General features: G+C 69.6%; 19 protein-coding genes. 16 read left to right on the top strand and 3 right to left on the bottom strand.

The annotated features are described in order from the left end of the window. Positions 1-37 precede the first annotated feature (37 nt). From map to truA, 8 genes are all read left to right on the top strand, one after another. Complete coding sequence (gene map / locus I2501_RS07585; protein WP_196193102.1) at positions 38-871, top strand: type I methionyl aminopeptidase; 834 nt, start codon at positions 38-40, stop codon at positions 869-871. A 178-nt stretch (positions 872-1,049) separates the two neighbouring features. Next, a complete protein-coding gene (gene infA, locus I2501_RS07580; protein WP_003956442.1) occupies positions 1,050-1,271 on the top strand; it encodes a translation initiation factor IF-1 in 222 nt (73 codons plus the stop codon). A 33-nt stretch (positions 1,272-1,304) separates the two neighbouring features. Continuing rightward, the gene (gene rpmJ / locus I2501_RS07575) at positions 1,305-1,418 is read left to right on the top strand and encodes a 50S ribosomal protein L36 (protein ID WP_009740505.1); all 114 of its coding nucleotides are present in this window, start codon (positions 1,305-1,307) and stop codon (positions 1,416-1,418) included. Positions 1,419-1,611: 193 nt separating this feature from the next. Beyond that, the gene (gene rpsM / locus I2501_RS07570; protein ID WP_196193101.1) at positions 1,612-1,992 is read left to right on the top strand and encodes a 30S ribosomal protein S13; all 381 of its coding nucleotides are present in this window, start codon (positions 1,612-1,614) and stop codon (positions 1,990-1,992) included. 74 nt (positions 1,993-2,066) lie between these two features. Continuing rightward, the gene (gene rpsK, locus I2501_RS07565; protein ID WP_030251538.1) at positions 2,067-2,474 is read left to right on the top strand and encodes a 30S ribosomal protein S11; all 408 of its coding nucleotides are present in this window, start codon (positions 2,067-2,069) and stop codon (positions 2,472-2,474) included. Between the two features lie 117 nt (positions 2,475-2,591). Continuing rightward, positions 2,592-3,611, top strand: a complete 1,020-nt coding sequence (locus I2501_RS07560; RefSeq protein ID WP_196193100.1) for a DNA-directed RNA polymerase subunit alpha — start codon at positions 2,592-2,594, stop codon at positions 3,609-3,611. Positions 3,612-3,776: 165 nt separating this feature from the next. Beyond that, positions 3,777-4,196: a 50S ribosomal protein L17 gene (gene rplQ, locus I2501_RS07555; RefSeq protein ID WP_196193099.1), complete on the top strand. Its 420-nt coding sequence runs from the start codon at positions 3,777-3,779 to the stop codon at positions 4,194-4,196. A gap of 188 nt (positions 4,197-4,384) precedes the next feature. Further along, positions 4,385-5,281 carry a tRNA pseudouridine(38-40) synthase TruA gene (gene truA, locus I2501_RS07550; RefSeq protein ID WP_196193098.1) on the top strand — a complete coding sequence of 299 codons (897 nt, stop codon included), beginning with the start codon at positions 4,385-4,387 and terminating at the stop codon, positions 5,279-5,281. Positions 5,282-5,305: 24 nt separating this feature from the next. Here truA and I2501_RS07545 read toward each other — a convergent pair whose 3' ends face one another. Beyond that, a complete protein-coding gene (locus I2501_RS07545) occupies positions 5,306-6,427 on the bottom strand; it encodes a hypothetical protein (protein ID WP_196193097.1) in 1,122 nt (373 codons plus the stop codon). Positions 6,428-6,536: 109 nt separating this feature from the next. Between I2501_RS07545 and I2501_RS07540 the strand changes: the two genes are divergently transcribed. From I2501_RS07540 to I2501_RS07510, 7 genes are all read left to right on the top strand, one after another. Further along, the gene (locus I2501_RS07540; protein ID WP_196193096.1) at positions 6,537-8,183 is read left to right on the top strand and encodes an ABC-F family ATP-binding cassette domain-containing protein; all 1,647 of its coding nucleotides are present in this window, start codon (positions 6,537-6,539) and stop codon (positions 8,181-8,183) included. Between the two features lie 309 nt (positions 8,184-8,492). Beyond that, positions 8,493-8,936: a 50S ribosomal protein L13 gene (gene rplM / locus I2501_RS07535; RefSeq protein ID WP_196193095.1), complete on the top strand. Its 444-nt coding sequence runs from the start codon at positions 8,493-8,495 to the stop codon at positions 8,934-8,936. A gap of 43 nt (positions 8,937-8,979) precedes the next feature. Next, a complete protein-coding gene (gene rpsI, locus I2501_RS07530) occupies positions 8,980-9,471 on the top strand; it encodes a 30S ribosomal protein S9 (RefSeq protein WP_196193094.1) in 492 nt (163 codons plus the stop codon). Between the two features lie 118 nt (positions 9,472-9,589). After that, entirely contained in the window at positions 9,590-10,948 is a 1,359-nt protein-coding gene (gene glmM / locus I2501_RS07525) for a phosphoglucosamine mutase (protein ID WP_196193093.1), read from the top strand. Positions 10,949-11,098: 150 nt separating this feature from the next. Then, positions 11,099-12,349 (top strand): aminotransferase class I/II-fold pyridoxal phosphate-dependent enzyme, encoded by a 1,251-nt coding sequence (locus I2501_RS07520; protein ID WP_196193092.1) that lies wholly within the window; start codon positions 11,099-11,101, stop codon positions 12,347-12,349. A gap of 71 nt (positions 12,350-12,420) precedes the next feature. Then, entirely contained in the window at positions 12,421-12,903 is a 483-nt protein-coding gene (locus I2501_RS07515) for a hypothetical protein (RefSeq protein WP_196193091.1), read from the top strand. Positions 12,904-12,942: 39 nt separating this feature from the next. Then, entirely contained in the window at positions 12,943-13,353 is a 411-nt protein-coding gene (locus I2501_RS07510) for a hypothetical protein (RefSeq protein WP_196193090.1), read from the top strand. A gap of 13 nt (positions 13,354-13,366) precedes the next feature. Here the strand turns inward: I2501_RS07510 and coaA are convergent, their stop codons facing one another. Together coaA and I2501_RS07500 are read right to left on the bottom strand one after the other, a co-directional pair. Next, a complete protein-coding gene (coaA, locus tag I2501_RS07505) occupies positions 13,367-14,347 on the bottom strand; it encodes a type I pantothenate kinase (protein WP_196193089.1) in 981 nt (326 codons plus the stop codon). A 140-nt stretch (positions 14,348-14,487) separates the two neighbouring features. Beyond that, a complete protein-coding gene (locus I2501_RS07500; RefSeq protein ID WP_196193088.1) occupies positions 14,488-14,994 on the bottom strand; it encodes an FBP domain-containing protein in 507 nt (168 codons plus the stop codon). 65 nt (positions 14,995-15,059) lie between these two features. Between I2501_RS07500 and I2501_RS07495 the strand changes: the two genes are divergently transcribed. After that, positions 15,060-15,629, top strand: a complete 570-nt coding sequence (locus tag I2501_RS07495; protein ID WP_196193087.1) for a TetR/AcrR family transcriptional regulator — start codon at positions 15,060-15,062, stop codon at positions 15,627-15,629. Positions 15,630-15,679 lie beyond the last annotated feature (50 nt).

The raw sequence follows: 15,679 nt of genomic DNA, 5'->3' as shown, positions 1-15,679 counted from the left end.
GCGTGTGGTCACGAGTTGAGGAGAGCGAGAAGAGCGCATGGTTGAGATCAAGACGCCCGAGCAGATCGCGAAGATGCGGGAGGCCGGGCTGATCGTGGCCGAGGCGCTCAAGGCCGCGAGTGAGGCCGCGGTTCCCGGCGTCACCACCGGTGAGCTCGACGCCGTCGCCAAGAAGGTCATCGAGGGCCATGGCGCGAAGTCCAACTTCCTCGGCTACCACGGCTTCACGGGTGTGATCTGCGCCTCCGTCAACGAGGAGGTCGTCCACGGGATCCCCGGCGACCGGGTGCTGAACGACGGCGACATCATCTCCATCGACTGCGGCGCGATCGTCGACGGCTGGCACGGCGACGCCGCCGTCACCGTCTTCGTCGGCGGCGGCCACGCCCCCGAGCTGCACGCGCTGAGCGCGACCACCGAGGGCTCGATGTGGGCGGGCATCGCGCAGGTGAAGAAGGGCAACCGGCTCTCCGACATCAGCCGCGGCATCGAGACCTTCATCCGCCGTCAGCCGCTGCCCCCGCGCGGCAAGTACGGCATCGTCGAGGACTACGGCGGCCACGGCATCGGCTCCGCCATGCACATGGACCCGCACCTGCTGAACTACGTCGACCGCCGTCGCGGGCGCGGCATGAAGCTGGTCCCGGGCTTCTGCATCGCCATCGAGCCGATGATCACCCTCGGCACGCCCAAGACCCACGTCCTCGAGGACGAGTGGACGGTCGTCAGCAACGACGGCACCTGGTCCTCCCACTGGGAGCACTCCGTCGCCGTGACCGAGGAGGGCCCGTTCGTCCTCACCGCCTTCGACGGCGGCAAGGCGAAGCTGGCCGAGCTCGGCGTGACAGTGGCGCCCGACCCCCTGGGCTGAGCTGAGCCGGCCCGGGCTGATTTCGCGTTCGCTTGCCTACTGTCGTAGACTGCTGTGTCGGCTCACTCGTAGCTTGCTTCCGCACGTCTCCGCCCGGTAAGGCGGGGGTGGATCGCTCTGATCCCTGCGTGAGTGCCGACTACGGTAGTCGATTCCGGAAGGCGAATTCCGCAGGATTATGGCCAAGAAGCAAGGCGCCATCGAGATCGAGGGCACCGTGATCGAGTCTCTGCCGAATGCGATGTTCAAGGTGGAGCTGCAGAACGGTCACAAGGTTCTCGCGCACATCAGCGGCAAGATGCGCATGCACTACATCCGCATCCTCCCGGACGACCGGGTCGTCGTCGAGCTCAGCCCGTACGACCTGACCCGTGGTCGCATCGTCTACCGGTACAAGTAACCAGCAGATCCAGACCCGGAGAACCTGAGTCAGATGAAGGTCAAGCCGAGCGTCAAGAAGATCTGCGACAAGTGCAAGGTGATCCGCCGTCACGGTCGGGTCATGGTGATCTGCGAGAACCTGCGCCACAAGCAGCGCCAGGGCTGATTTCACCCCCTGTACGGGTCGTAACTCTTCGCGCGACGCGAAAAACAACATGAAACGGGATGCCCGATCTCTCGTTCTCCCTTGACGGAGACGAGAGACTGCCACCCCCGGTCGGAGGCCGGGGCTCGATCAGCGGGAGCTGAACGGGTAGGCGTCACGTCAGACCTCCGAAGAAACAACAGGAGCCAGATTCATGGCACGCCTCAGTGGCGTTGATCTCCCCCGCGAGAAGCGGATCGAGATCGCCCTCACCTACGTCTACGGCATCGGCCGCACCCTCGCGAAGAAGGCGCTGGAGGAGACCGGTGTGAACCCGGACATCCGCGTCCGCGACATCACCGAGGACGACCTCGTCGCGCTGCAGAAGTTCGTGGACGCGAACTTCGAGGTCGAGGGTGACCTCCGCCGTGCCGTCGCCGCCGACATCCGCCGCAAGGTCGAGATCGGCTGCTACGAGGGCCTGCGCCACCGCCGTGGCCTGCCGGTCCGCGGTCAGCGCACCCACACCAACGCGCGTACCCGTAAGGGCCCGCGTCGCGCGATTGCCGGCAAGAAGAAGCCGGGCAAGAAGTAGTCCGCCCCACACACCGGACTTAATCCGGCCCGCTGGGCTAGCGGACCGACCACCTCAGTAGGAGAAATCAGCTCATGCCTCCCAAGGGCCGTCAGGCTGCCGGCGCGAAGAAGATCCGCCGCAAGGAGAAGAAGAACGTCGCTCACGGGCACGCCCACATCAAGAGCACGTTCAACAACACGATCGTCTCGATCACCGACCCGTCGGGCAACGTGATCGCGTGGGCGTCCTCGGGCCACGTCGGCTTCAAGGGCTCCCGCAAGTCGACCCCGTTCGCCGCGCAGATGGCCGCCGAGGCCGCTGCCCGCCGCGCGCAGGAGCACGGCATGCGCAAGGTCGACGTCTTCGTCAAGGGCCCGGGCTCCGGTCGTGAGACCGCGATCCGCTCCATCCAGGCCACCGGCCTGGAGGTCGGCTCCATCCAGGACGTCACCCCCACCCCGCACAACGGCTGCCGCCCGCCGAAGCGCCGTCGCGTCTGACGCACGCGTTTCGCGTAGCAGTTTCGGATACGGCCTCCGGTGTACCCGGAGGCCGTATCCTTGCTTTCGTCGGCATCAAATAGTGGGTGCCGAAGATCTATCTGGAGGATTTCCCTCATGCTGATCGCTCAGCGTCCGTCGCTGACCGAAGAGGTTGTGGACGAGTACCGTTCCCGGTTCGTCATCGAGCCGCTGGAGCCGGGTTTCGGCTACACCCTCGGCAACTCTCTCCGTCGTACCCTCCTCTCCTCGATCCCCGGCGCTGCTGTCACCAGCATCCGGATCGACGGCGTGCTGCACGAGTTCACCACCGTGCCGGGCGTCAAGGAGGACGTCACCGACCTGATCCTCAACATCAAGCAGCTGGTCGTCTCCTCGGAGCACGACGAGCCGGTCGTGATGTACCTGCGCAAGCAGGGCCCGGGTCTGGTCACCGCCGCCGACATCGCGCCGCCGGCCGGTGTCGAGGTGCACAACCCCGAGCTGGTCCTCGCCACGCTGAACGGCAAGGGCAAGCTGGAGATGGAGCTGACCGTCGAGCGCGGTCGCGGCTACGTCTCCGCCGTGCAGAACAAGCAGTCCGGCCAGGAGATCGGCCGTATCCCGGTCGACTCGATCTACAGCCCCGTGCTGAAGGTCACCTACAAGGTCGAGGCCACCCGTGTCGAGCAGCGCACCGACTTCGACAAGCTGATCGTCGACGTCGAGACGAAGCCGGCCATGCGTCCGCGTGACGCGATGGCGTCGGCCGGTAAGACCCTGGTCGAGCTGTTCGGTCTCGCCCGCGAGCTGAACATCGACGCCGAGGGCATCGACATGGGCCCGTCCCCGACGGACGCCGCCCTTGCCGCTGACCTGGCGCTGCCGATCGAGGAGCTGGAGCTCACGGTCCGCTCCTACAACTGCCTCAAGCGCGAGGGCATCCACAGCGTGGGTGAGCTCGTCGCCCGCTCCGAGGCCGACCTGCTCGACATCCGCAACTTTGGTGCGAAGTCGATCGACGAGGTCAAGGCGAAGCTGGCCGGCATGGGCCTGGCCCTCAAGGACAGCCCGCCCGGATTCGACCCGACCGCCGCGGCGGACGCCTTCGGCGCCGACGACGACGACCCGGGCTTCGCGGAGACCGAGCAGTACTGAGTCTCTGAGCAGTACTGAGTCTCTGACTGAGTTCGCTCTGGGTACGGGACCGCCTCGGCGGTCCCGTATTCTTGTCAGCTGTATGTCTAAGTCGTGCGGACGCATCTGTCCGTACGCCCGGTTCGGTTCCTCATACGGCCGCTTCCGGATATTGAAGGAGACACCATGCCTCGTCCCGCCAAGGGTGCCCGCCTCGGCGGCGGCCCGTCCCACGAGCGTCTGCTGCTCGCCGGTCTGGCTCGCGAGCTGTTCCAGTACGGCCGCATCACCACGACCGAGGCCAAGGCTCGCCGCCTGCGCCCGTTCGCGGAGAAGCTGATCACCAAGGCCAAGAAGGGTGACCTGCACAACCGCCGTGAGGCGCGCAAGGTCATCACCGACGTCGCGGTGCTGCACACCCTGTTCACCGAGATCGGTCCGCGTTACGAGAACCGCCCCGGTGGCTACACCCGCATCACCAAGATCGGTACGCGCCGTGGCGACAACGCGCCCATGGCCGTCATCGAGCTGGTCGAGCCTCTGACCGTGGCCCAGGAGGCCGTCGGCGAGGCCGAGGCGGCGACCAAGGTCGCGGCTGCGGAGTAATTCACTCTGCGTGATCCACAACGGGCCTGTCCCTTTCGGGGGATGGGCCCGTTGCACTACCTAGGGGCGCGAGGAACTGCGCGACAAGCCACCCACGTAGCTGGCAGGCCGAATGCGCAGGGCCATCCGCACGCCGGTGGTGTCTCGCGCAGTTCCCCGCGCCCCTAGGTAGTGCATGGAGACTCAGAGTGCTTTGTGAAGAAGAGCCCCGTAAGGACGGCCCCGCCGACGGCTTCGTCCGGATCCGGTTGGACCTCGCCTACGACGGTGCGGAGTTCTCGGGCTGGGCGCGGCAGAAATCCGGCCGCAGGACGGTCCAGCAGGAGCTGGAGGAGGCGATCGCGGTCGTCACCCGGCAGCACGGCGCGCTGTTCCCGCTGACCGTGGCGGGGCGGACCGACGCCGGGGTGCACGCGCGCGGGCAGGTCGCGCACGTGGATCTGCCCGAGGGCGTCTGGCAGGCCGAGGGCGAGAAGCTGCTGCGGCGGCTCGCCGGGCGGCTGCCGGGGGACGTCCGGGTGTGGCGGCTGTCCGAGGCGCCCGCGGGCTTCGACGCGCGCTTCAGTGCGATCTGGCGGCGCTACGCGTACCGGATCTGCGACGTCCAGGGCGGCGCCGACCCGCTGCGGCGCGGGCACGTGCTCTGGCACGACCGGCCGCTGGACGTGCCGCTGATGAACGAGGCGGCGCGACGCCTCGTCGGGGAGCACGACTTCGCCGCGTACTGCAAGAAGCGTGAGGGTGCGACCACCATCCGCGAGCTGCTGGAGTTCTCCTGGGAGCGCACCGAGGGCGACGCGCTGCTCGGGCCCGGCGTGCCCGGACTCGTCGTCGGGACGGTCCGGGCGGACGCGTTCTGCCACAACATGGTGCGCGCGCTGGTCGGTTCGATGCTGCTGGTCGGCGGCGGGCAACGGCCGGTGGACTTCCCGGCCGAGGTGCTCGCGGGCGGCGAGCGGAACTCGGCCGTCAACGTGGTCCGGCCCTACGGGCTGACCCTGGAGGAGGTCGGCTACCCGGCCGACGAGCTGCTGGCGGAGCGCAATCGCGCGGCCCGTCGGCTCCGGGTGCTCGGGGCCAAGTGACCTCGACCATTTCCTGACGGCCCGTCAGCGCGCCGACTGGGCCGCCGCAGCCGCCTCCGCGCGGCCGCGGTCGGCCAGGTTCTGGAAGGCCATGGCGGCGATGTCGTTGCCCGCCGCCAGCGCGACCGAGTCGTTGGCGGGGACGGGCTTGCCGTTGCTGTAGCCCGCGACGGTGAAGTACGTGTAGCGGCCGATCGCGTCGGTCGAGAGTCTGCAGACCACGCCGCGGCAGAACGGTTTCACCGGGCCGCCGAAGAGCGACTGCAGGTTGCCCGAGGCGGCCTGGGCCTTCACCGTCCCGGCCTGGGCCGCGGAGGGGAAGATCGCGATGCCCACGGTGACCTCGGCCGTGCCGCTGTCGTAGGTGGCCCGGAAGACGGCCTGGCAGCCGCTCTTGGCCAGGAGCGCGGCCAGCGGCGGCGTGGCGGCGTCCTTGCACGCGGAGGTCGCTGTCAGTGCCTGGGTGTAGACATGGCCGTTGACGGTGACCTTCTTGCCGGGGAAGAGCGCCGCCACGCTGAGCGGTGCCGTGTCCGTCGTGGCACTGGAGAGCAGGGTGATCGGGTCGAGCAGCGTCGGGCTGGGCGTCGGCTGCGCGGGGGGCATCGTCGAGGGGGCGAACGAAGGCAACGAAGCCTGGGTCGTGGGCACGGCCGCGGAGGGGCTCGCCACCGCCGTGGGGTGGCCTGCGGAGTGACCGCCCGTCAGGGCGAGGGTGGCCGCGGCTCCGCCCAGGACGACGACGGCGGCGCTGCCGAGGGCGATCCGGCGGCGCAGGCGGTTGGGCCGCCGGGAGTGCTGACGGCCTGGCTGGTCGTCGGACTGCGGGGCGGCCTCGACGGGCTGGAGCTCCCAGTCAGGGGCCGGCGTGCCCTCAGGCGGTGGGTCGCTGGGCAGGCCGGGGCGTATCGCGAAGGCCGTGGTGGTCTTGGCGCCCCCGCGCACGGGCGCGGCGCCCTGCTGCGGCTCGGGCGTGGGCGGCTCCGGAGCGCCGGGCCGCACCTTGAAGGCGGTGAGTGCCCGGGTGCGCAGACGGCCTGGCGCGTACTGGGTCGGGATCCGGCCGTGCTGGCGGTCGCCGCGGCGGGGGAGGGGCTGCTGCGGGTCGTCCTGCGGCTGACGGTCCTGACGGGGGCCTGTCGTCATGCGCCGAAAGCGTAGTAGGTCCACCTTCCGGATCCGGCAAAGCCCAGGTGAGAGGGGTGCGGAAAACCAGTTTCCCAGGGAGGCGGCGGACAGACGAGAATCGCTGCACATGGGACACGTCGAGATCTCGCACCTGGAGTACTACCTGCCCGACGGACGGGTGTTGTTCGCCGACGCGTCCTTCCGGGTCGGGGAGGGCGCGTCGGTCGCCCTGGTCGGCGCCAACGGCGCGGGCAAGACCACGCTGCTGCGGCTGATCGCGGGTGATCTCACCCCGCACGGCGGCACGGTGACCGTCAGCGGCGGTCTCGGGGTGATGCGTCAGTTCGTCGGGACGACCGGGCGGGAGTCGCCGCTGGCGGAGGACGCCTCGGTGCGCGACCTGCTGGTCGCCGTTGCGCCGCCCAAGATCAAGGCCGCGGCCCAGGCCGTGGACGCCGCCGAGTTGGCGATGATCGCGCAGGAGGACGAGCGCACCCAGCTCGACTACGCCCAGGCACTCTCCGACTGGGCCGACGCCGGTGGCTACGACTGGGAGACGGTCTGGGACGTCTGCACCGTCGCCGCCCTCGGCACGCCGTACGAGCGCGCCCAGTGGCGCGGCCTGAACACGCTCTCCGGCGGCGAGCAGAAGCGCCTGGTGCTGGAGGCGCTGCTGCGCGGCCCGGACGAGGTGCTGGTGCTCGACGAGCCGGACAACTACCTGGACGTTCCCGGCAAGCGCTGGCTGGAGGAGCAGATCCGGCAGACCCGGAAGACCGTGCTCTTCGTCTCGCACGACCGCGAGCTGCTGGCCAACAGCGCCGAGAAGATCGTCAGCGTCGAGCCCGGCGTGGACGGCAGCGAGGTCTGGGTGCACGGCGCCGGTTTCGCCACGTACCACGAGGCGCGGGAGGACCGGTTCGCCCGGTTCGAGGAGCTGCGTCGCCGCTGGGACGAGAAGCACGCCCAGCTGAAGAAGCTCGTGGTGGACCTGCAGCAGATCGCGGCCAGGTCGCCCGACATGGCCTCGCGCTACTCGGCCGCGCAGACCCGGTTGCGCAAGTTCGAGGAGGCGGGCCCGCCGCCGGAGCCGCCGCGCAAGCAGGCGATCAGCATGCGGCTCAAGGGCGGACGGACCGGCGTACGGGCCTTCAACTTCGCCAAGCTGGAGCTGACCGGCCTGATGCAGCCGTTCGACCTGGAGGTCTACTACGGCGAGCGGGTGGCCGTGCTGGGCTCCAACGGCTCCGGCAAGTCGCACTTCCTGCGGTTGATCGCCGGAGACACCGAGCGCCCGGTCGCGCACACCGGTGAGTTCCGGCTGGGCGCTCGGGTGGTGCCCGGGCACTTCGCGCAGACCCACGCGCATCCGGAGCTGTTCGGCCGGACCGCCAGGGAGATTCTGGAGTCCGAGCACGCGCTGGACCGCAAGGCGGCGATGAGCGCGCTGCGCCGCTATGAGCTGCATCACCAGGAGGCGCTGCGGTTCGAGAGCCTCTCCGGCGGCCAACAGGCCCGGCTGATGATCCTGCGGCTGGAGCTGAGCGGGGCGACCGCGCTGCTGCTGGACGAGCCCACCGACAACCTGGACCTGGAGAGCGCGGAGGCGCTGCAGGAAGGGCTGGAGGCCTTCGAGGGCACGGTTCTGGCGGTCACGCACGACCGCTGGTTCGCGCGTTCCTTCGACCGGTTCCTGGCCTTCGGCTCGGACGGTCGGGTGTACGAGTCGCCGGAGCCGGTCTGGGACGAGCGTCGGGTCGCCAGGGAGCGCTGAGGTCCGTTCGAGCGGCCCGACCGGTACGGACCGCTCCGGGAGGCACGTAGACTGGTGCACAGCTTGTGGAAAACCAGCGCGGTGGTTGCCGGGCGTTTTGACCCGCCTGCCACCGGGCCGGTATTCTGCGAGTTCGTTGTGCGTATTGGCTCGCTCTATCTCACGTGAGACGTCGGTACGCCGGTTCGCCAGGCCGATGAGTGGCGGCGCTGCACACCCGATTGCGTCCGGGTCCCAGTGCTGAGGCTGCTCCGATCGACCCGGTGGCCCTGTCAGGCACACACTCACTGAAAAGCGAAGGCTACGACCGTGCGTACGTACAGCCCCAAGCCCGGCGACGTCCAGCGTCAGTGGCTCGTCATCGACGCCCAGGACGTCGTCCTGGGTCGTCTGGCCTCCCAGGCCGCCACCCTCCTTCGGGGTAAGCACAAGCCGGTGTACGCACCGCACGTTGACATGGGTGACTTCGTCATCATCATCAACGCGGACAAGGTGCACCTGTCCGGCAACAAGAAGACCCAGAAGATGGCCTACCGCCACTCCGGCTACCCGGGTGGTCTGCGGGCCGTCCGCTACGACGACCTTCTGGCGAAGAGCCCGGAGAAGGCCGTCGAGAAGGCCATCAAGGGCATGCTCCCGAAGAACTCCCTGGGTCGTCAGATGCTCTCGAAGCTGAAGGTGTACTCGGGCGACCAGCACCCCCACGCTGCCCAGCAGCCGGTGCCGTTCGAGATCACCCAGGTCGCTCAGTAAGACCGGCCACCAGACAATCTGACGAGAAGAACAGAGGACAACCGTGGCCGAGACCACTGCTGAGCTCCCCCTCGAGGTCGAGGAGACCTTCGAGGTCGAGGAGACCGAGTACACCAGCGAGTCCCTTCCCTCCCGCTTCGGCGAGGCGCTTCCGGGCGCCGGCCTGGGTCGCCGCAAGGAGGCGATCGCCCGCGTGCGCATCGTCCCCGGCACCGGCCAGTGGAAGATCAACGGTCGCACCCTGGAGGAGTACTTCCCCAACAAGGTGCACCAGCAGACCGTGAACGACCCGTTCAAGATCCTTGAGCTGGACGGTCGCTACGACGTCGTCGCCCGTATCAACGGCGGCGGCATCTCCGGCCAGGCCTACGCCCTGCGCCTCGGTGTCGCTCGCGCCCTGAACGAGGCCGACCTCGACGCCAACCGCCCGGCCCTGAAGAAGGCCGGCTTCCTGACCCGTGACCCGCGCGCCGTCGAGCGCAAGAAGGCCGGTCTCAAGAAGGCCCGCAAGGCGCCGCAGTACAGCAAGCGCTAGTCGCACCCCGCTCCGCCGTTCATCGCATGGGGGAGCTGGTTTTCACCACGCCCTGGGAGCACCGTGTGTTCCCAGGGCGTGGTTCGTTCATACCCGGCACATCCGGAAGGTTTTGGCAGTGGGACGACTCTTTGGCACCGACGGCGTCCGCGGGCTCGCGAACGTCGATCTGACCGCAGAGATGGCGATGGGACTCTCGGTCGCCGCCGCGCACGTGCTCGGTGATCTGGGCGCGTTCGAGGGCCACCGTCCGGTGGCCGTGGTCGGTCGGGACCCGCGTGCCTCGGGGGAGTTCCTGGAGGCGGCCGTGGTGGCCGGTCTCGCCAGTTCCGGCGTCGACGTGCTCCGCCTCGGTGTCCTGCCGACCCCGGCCGTCGCGTACCTGACGGAGGCGCTGGGCGTCGACTTCGGCGTCATGCTGTCGGCCAGCCACAACCCGATGCCGGACAACGGCATCAAGTTCCTCGCCAAGGGCGGCCACAAGCTCGACGACGCGATCGAGGACGCCATCGAGGCGCACTTCGAGCGCTTCGGCGGCGAGGAGTGGTCCCGTCCGACCGGTGCCGGCGTCGGCCGGGTCAGCGACCACGCGGCCGGACTCGACCAGTACGTCGATCACCTGTTGAGCGTGCTGCCGAACCGCCTCGACGGCCTGCGCATCGTCCTCGACACCGCGCACGGCGCGGCGGCGGTCGCGTCGCCGGAGGCGTTCCGCCGGGCGGGCGCGACGATCGTCCACGTCATCGGCGCCGAGCCGGACGGCCTCAACATCAACGACGGCGTCGGCTCGACCCATCTCGACCAGCTGCGTGCGGCGGTCGTCGAACACGGCGCGGACCTGGGCATCGCCCACGACGGCGACGCCGACCGCTGCCTGGCCGTCGACCACACCGGCACCGAGATCGACGGCGACCAGATCCTCGCCGTCCTGGCCCTCGGCCTGCGGGAGGCCGGCGTGCTGGCCAAGGACACCGTGGTCGCGACCGTCATGTCCAACCTGGGCTTCAAGCTGGCCATGGAGCGCGAGGGCATCGACCTGGTCCAGACGGCGGTCGGCGACCGCTACGTGCTGGAGTCGATGAAGGAGCACGGCTACACGCTGGGCGGCGAGCAGTCCGGCCACGTGATCCTGCTGGAGCACGCGACCACCGGCGACGGCACGCTGACCGGCCTGATGCTGGCCGCGCGGGTCGCGGCGACCAAGAAGCCGCTGCAGGAGCTGGCCGCGGTGATGACGCGGCTGCCGCAGGTCATGATCAACGTCAAGGGCGTGGACAAGACGCGCGCCGCGCTGGACCCCGAGCTGGTTGACGCGGTGGCGGCGGCGGAGAAGGAACTGGGTGACACCGGCCGGGTCCTGCTGCGTCCCTCCGGGACGGAGCCGCTCGTCAGGGTCATGGTGGAGGCCGCGGATCTTGCGCAGGCGCAGGAGGTCTGCGAGCGGCTCGCCACGGTCGTGCGGGAACGCTTGGGATAAAGGGACGTTGCACTACCTCAGGGGCGCGGGGAACTGCGCGAGAACCACTCATGAGCGGATGGCCCTGTGCGTTCGGGGCTCCACCCGCGTGGGTGGCTTGTCGCGCAGTTCCTCGCGCCCCTGCGCGTGCAACTGAGCGAGGAGACAGAAGTGACGCTTCGTGAAGAGTATGCAGAGCTCCAGGCCAAGGGCCTCAAGCTGGATCTGACGCGGGGTAAGCCCTCGCCCGAGCAGTTGGACCTCTCGGCGGGGCTGCTCGAACTTCCCGGCGCCGCCGACTTCCGCGCGGCGGACGGGACCGACACCCGGAACTACGGCGGGCTGACCGGGCTGCCCGAGCTGATCGAGATCTTCTCGCCGCTGCTCGGCATCCCGCAGGGCCAGCTGCTGGCGCTCGGCAACGCCAGCCTGCAGATCATGCACGACGTGATCGCCAACGCGCTGCTCTCCGCCGTGCCCGGCGCGCCGCGCCGGTGGGTGGACGAGGGCGAGGTGGTCTTCCTCTGCCCGACGCCGGGATACGACCGGCACTTCGGCGTGTGCGAGCGGTTCGGCATCCGGATGGTCCCGGTCGCGCTGACCGGGCACGGGCCGGACATGGACGAGGTGGAGCGCCTGGTCGCCGCCGACCCGCGGATCAAGGGCATGTGGTGCGTCCCGGCGTACAGCAACCCGACCGGTGAGGTCTACAGCGCCGAGACGGTCCGCCGCCTCGCGGCCATGCCGACCGCCGCGCCCGACTTCCGGATCTTCTGGGACAACGCCTACGCCCTGCACGACCTGACGGACCGTCGGGCCGGGCTCGCGTCGATCCTGGACGCCTGCGCCGAGGCCGGAAACCCGGACCGGGCGTTCGTCTTCGCGTCGACGTCGAAGGTCACCTTGGCGGGTTCGGGTGTCGCCTTCTTCGGCTCCTCACCCGCCAACGTCGAGTGGCTCAAGAAGCTGATGGCCAAGCAGACCATCGGCCCCGACAAGGTCAACCAGCTCCGGCACGTCCGCTTCTTCGGCGACGCGGACGGCGTGCTCGCGCACATGGCCAAGCACCGCGCGCTGCTCGCGCCGCGCTTTGCCGCCGTCGAGCACGTGCTGGAGCGGGAGCTCGGCGGTCGCGGCATCGCGCGCTGGACCCGGCCCGAGGGCGGCTACTTCGTCAGCCTGGAGGTCCCAGACGGCTGCGCCGCCGAGGTCGTCCGCCTGGCGAAGGAGGCCGGCGTGGCGCTGACCCCGGCCGGTGCGGCGTTCCCGTACGGGCACGACCCGCGCGACCACCAGATCCGGCTCGCCCCGAGCTACCCGACGCTGACCGAACTCACCGAGGCCATGGAGGCGGTGGCACTCTGCGTCCGGCTGGCCGCCGAGGAGCACAAGGTGGTCACCGAGGGTGGGGTGCAGTCCTGACTGCGTGACAGTCCGAGCAGGATCGGATAACGTCCGCCGGGCGTCATCCGATTCTGTTCCGGGGGGAATTCATGCTGCTCCAATTCAGCGCGCATCCGTTTCTGGCCCTCTACGCGATCCTGCTGATGATCAGCGGTTTCGGGTCGGTGGCGCTCAGCGTGTTGAACGTCGGCGGCCGGAGCATCGGTTGGCGGATCTTCGGCGTGATCGCCGGTCTGCTCTTCGGTGGCTACGGCGTCTACATGGGGTTCTTCTTCACCGGCGGCGAGTACATCCTGTCCGGCAGGGGGATCGTCCTGCCGTTCGTGCTGATCGGCGGCATGCTCGGGCGGGCGCGCCGCGCGAAGACGGCCAACGCCGCCGCGCCGATGCCGGGCATCCCGCAGCAACCGGCCATGCCGTACGGGCAGCAGCCGCAGCAGCCGTACGGTCAGCCGCAGGCGCCCTACGGTCAGCAGCCTTACGGCCAGCCGCAGCAGCCCTACGCTCAGCAGCCTTACGGCCAGCCGCAGCCGCCGGCGGAGGGGCCGTACGGCCAGTTCCCGCAGGGCTGAGACCCTGGGGCCAACCGATCCTGTTCCGGGGGAATTTCCATGCTGCTCCACGCCGCCGCGCACCCGTTCTGGGCCTGCTACGCGATCCTGCTGCTGATCACCGGCGTCACGGCGTTCGTTCTCGCGTTTGCCCCCGGGGAGGACAGCATCCTCTTCCGGATCTTCATGTTCGGCTGCGGTCTTGCCTTCGGCGGGTACGGCGTCTACGTCGGGTTCGTCAACACCAGCGGCTCGTACTACGTCTCCAGCTGGGCGATCTTCGTTCCGGCCCTGTTGCTCGCCGGTCAGGTCATGAGGATCGTGACGTGGTTCCGCCGCAAGGGAGCCACGACGGCCGCGCCGGTGCCCGTCGTGCCGTACGGGCAGCCGCCGCAGGCCTACAGCGAGCCCCAGCCGTACGGTCAACTGCCGCAGTACGGACCGCCGCAGCAGCCGCCCGGCCAGGGCTGACGCGCGCTGAGGCTCAGAGCTTGCGGATGCGGATCCGCTGGACCTTGTGGTCCGGGCCCTTGCGCAGGATCAGGTCGGCGCGGCCGCGAGTCGGGGCGACGTTCTCGACGAGGTTGGGGCGGTTGATGGTCCGCCAGAGGTGGCGGGCGTAGTCGAGCGCCTCGTCCTCGGGGACCTCCGCGTAGCGGCGGAAGTAGGACTCGGGGTTCTGGAACGCCGTCTCGCGCAGCTTGCGGAACCGCTTCAGGTACCAGTTCTCGATGTCGTCCGAGCGGGCGTCGACGTAGATGGAGAAGTCGAAGAAGTCCGCCACCGCGACCCGGGTGCGCCCGTCCTGCCCCGGCAGGGCGGGCTGCAGCACGTTGAGGCCCTCGACGATCAGGATGTCGGGCCGACGGACCGTCAGCCGCTCGTCGGGGACGATGTCGTAGACCAGGTGCGAGTAGACCGGCGCGGTGACCTCGTCCTTGCCCGACTTCACGTCGGCGACGAATCGGGTCAGCGCACGCCGGTCGTAGGACTCGGGGAAGCCCTTGCGGGACATCAGGCCCCGGCGGCGCAGCTCCGCGTTGGGCAGCAGGAAGCCGTCGGTGGTCACCAGCTCCACGCGCGGGTGCTCGGGCCACCGGGCCAGCATCGCCTGGAGCAGTCGAGCGGTGGTGGACTTGCCCACGGCGACCGAGCCGGCCACGCCTATGACGAACGGCGTGCCGGACTGGGTGTGGGTGTGCTCGTTGCTGTCGAGGAAGTCGTTGAGCGCGCCGCGCAGTTGTCCCGTCGCGGTGACGTAGAGGTTGAGCAGGCGCGACAGCGGCAGGTAGACGTCCTGGACCTCGTCCAGGTCGATGACGTCACCGAGGCCACGCAGACGCTCCAGCTCGTCGGCGGTCAGCGGCAGCGGCGTGCGCTCGTGGAGGGCACTCCACTCGGCACGGTCGAGGTCGACGAAGGGCGATGCGTCGGTGCGACGCCCAGCTTCCAGGGTGGTGGACACCCCCCTATTGTCTGCCGAGCTGCCGTTGCCGGACTGCGAGAGATATCTCTCAGCGCCCTCCGCACGACCTCCACCGGGCCTCCGCGCGAAATCCGTACGAACTCCGGGCCGAGTCGATCACGCTTCGATTCACCCGTCGATCACCCTTCGAGGACCTGGTCAAGGAAGGCGTCGAGCTTGGTACGCAGGCGCTCGATCTGCTGCTCGACGGTGAGCGTCTCGTCCTGCCGGGCGCCCGACTCGGCCTGCTTCCTACCGCGGACGTAGAGCGAGCAGGCGAGGTCGGTACACATGTAGAGGCCGACCGAGTTGCCCTGTCGTCCGGCCTTGCCCGCGCGGCGGGCGGTCAGCAGCGAGACGCCGTTGCCCGGCCGGGTGGTCAGGCAGAGCGAGCAGAGGCTGCGGTGCAGGAAGCCGCGCTGCGGCGGCGGAAAGCGCAGCGTGATGCCGACCAGGCCGCCCGGCGCGTCGGCCCGCTCGGCGACCAGCGCGCAGCGGTCGGGCGCGCCCGGGTCGCGCCAGCCCAGGAAGTCGAGGTCGGCGAACGGCCGCTCGGCCAGGTCGCGCGGGGTGTGGAGGCGGGACGCCTCGCCCTTGCTGCAGTTCACGAAGGAGGCGCGGATCTGTTCTTCGGTGACGATCTCCATGGGTACGACGCTAAGCTTGCCTAGGAGTCCTAGGCAAATTATTTACCTATGTAGTTTGGAGCGGAATGGCGCGGGCGGGACTGAACGCCGAACGGGTGACCCGGGCGGCAGCGGACCTGGCGGACCAGGTCGGCCTGGAGAAGGTCACGGTCTCCGCCGTGGCCAGGGGCTTCGGCGTCAAGGACGCCAGCCTCTACGCGCACCTGAAGAGCCTGGCCGAGCTGCGCGAACGGGTCGCCGGTCTGGCCATGGCGGAGCTGGCGGACGCGCTGGGCGACGCCGTCGCCGGGCGCTCGGGCCGGGCCGCGCTCACGGCCTTCGCCGACGCGTACCGGGACTTCGCCCTCGCCCACCCCGGGCGCTACGCCGCCACCCAGCTGAACGTCGAGTGCGAAGGCGGCCACCGCATCGTCGCCGCCTGCACGGCGCTGCTCCGCGGCTACCGGCTGGAGGACGTGGACGCGGTGGACGCGGTCCGGCTGCTGTGCAGCTCGTTCCACGGCTGGGTGACCCTGGAGGCCGCCGACCGGTTCCGGTCCGGCCGCCCGATGGGGGAGTCCTGGCAGGTCGCCCTCGCCGCGCTGGACGGCGCGCTGCGCAGCTGGGGCGGACGGGCGGGCGTCCCCGGGGGCTGATCGGGGGCCTCGCCGGGCGGGGCTGCCGTGGTGTGCCCTTAAGCTGGGGC

It is taken from the genome of Streptacidiphilus fuscans (genome assembly GCF_015690355.1).
In the GTDB taxonomy this organism is placed as follows: Bacteria; Actinomycetota; Actinomycetes; order Streptomycetales; family Streptomycetaceae; genus Streptacidiphilus; species Streptacidiphilus fuscans.
The sequence above is the reverse complement of the archived record's forward strand: the minus strand, read 5'-3'. Positions and strand labels throughout refer to the sequence as shown.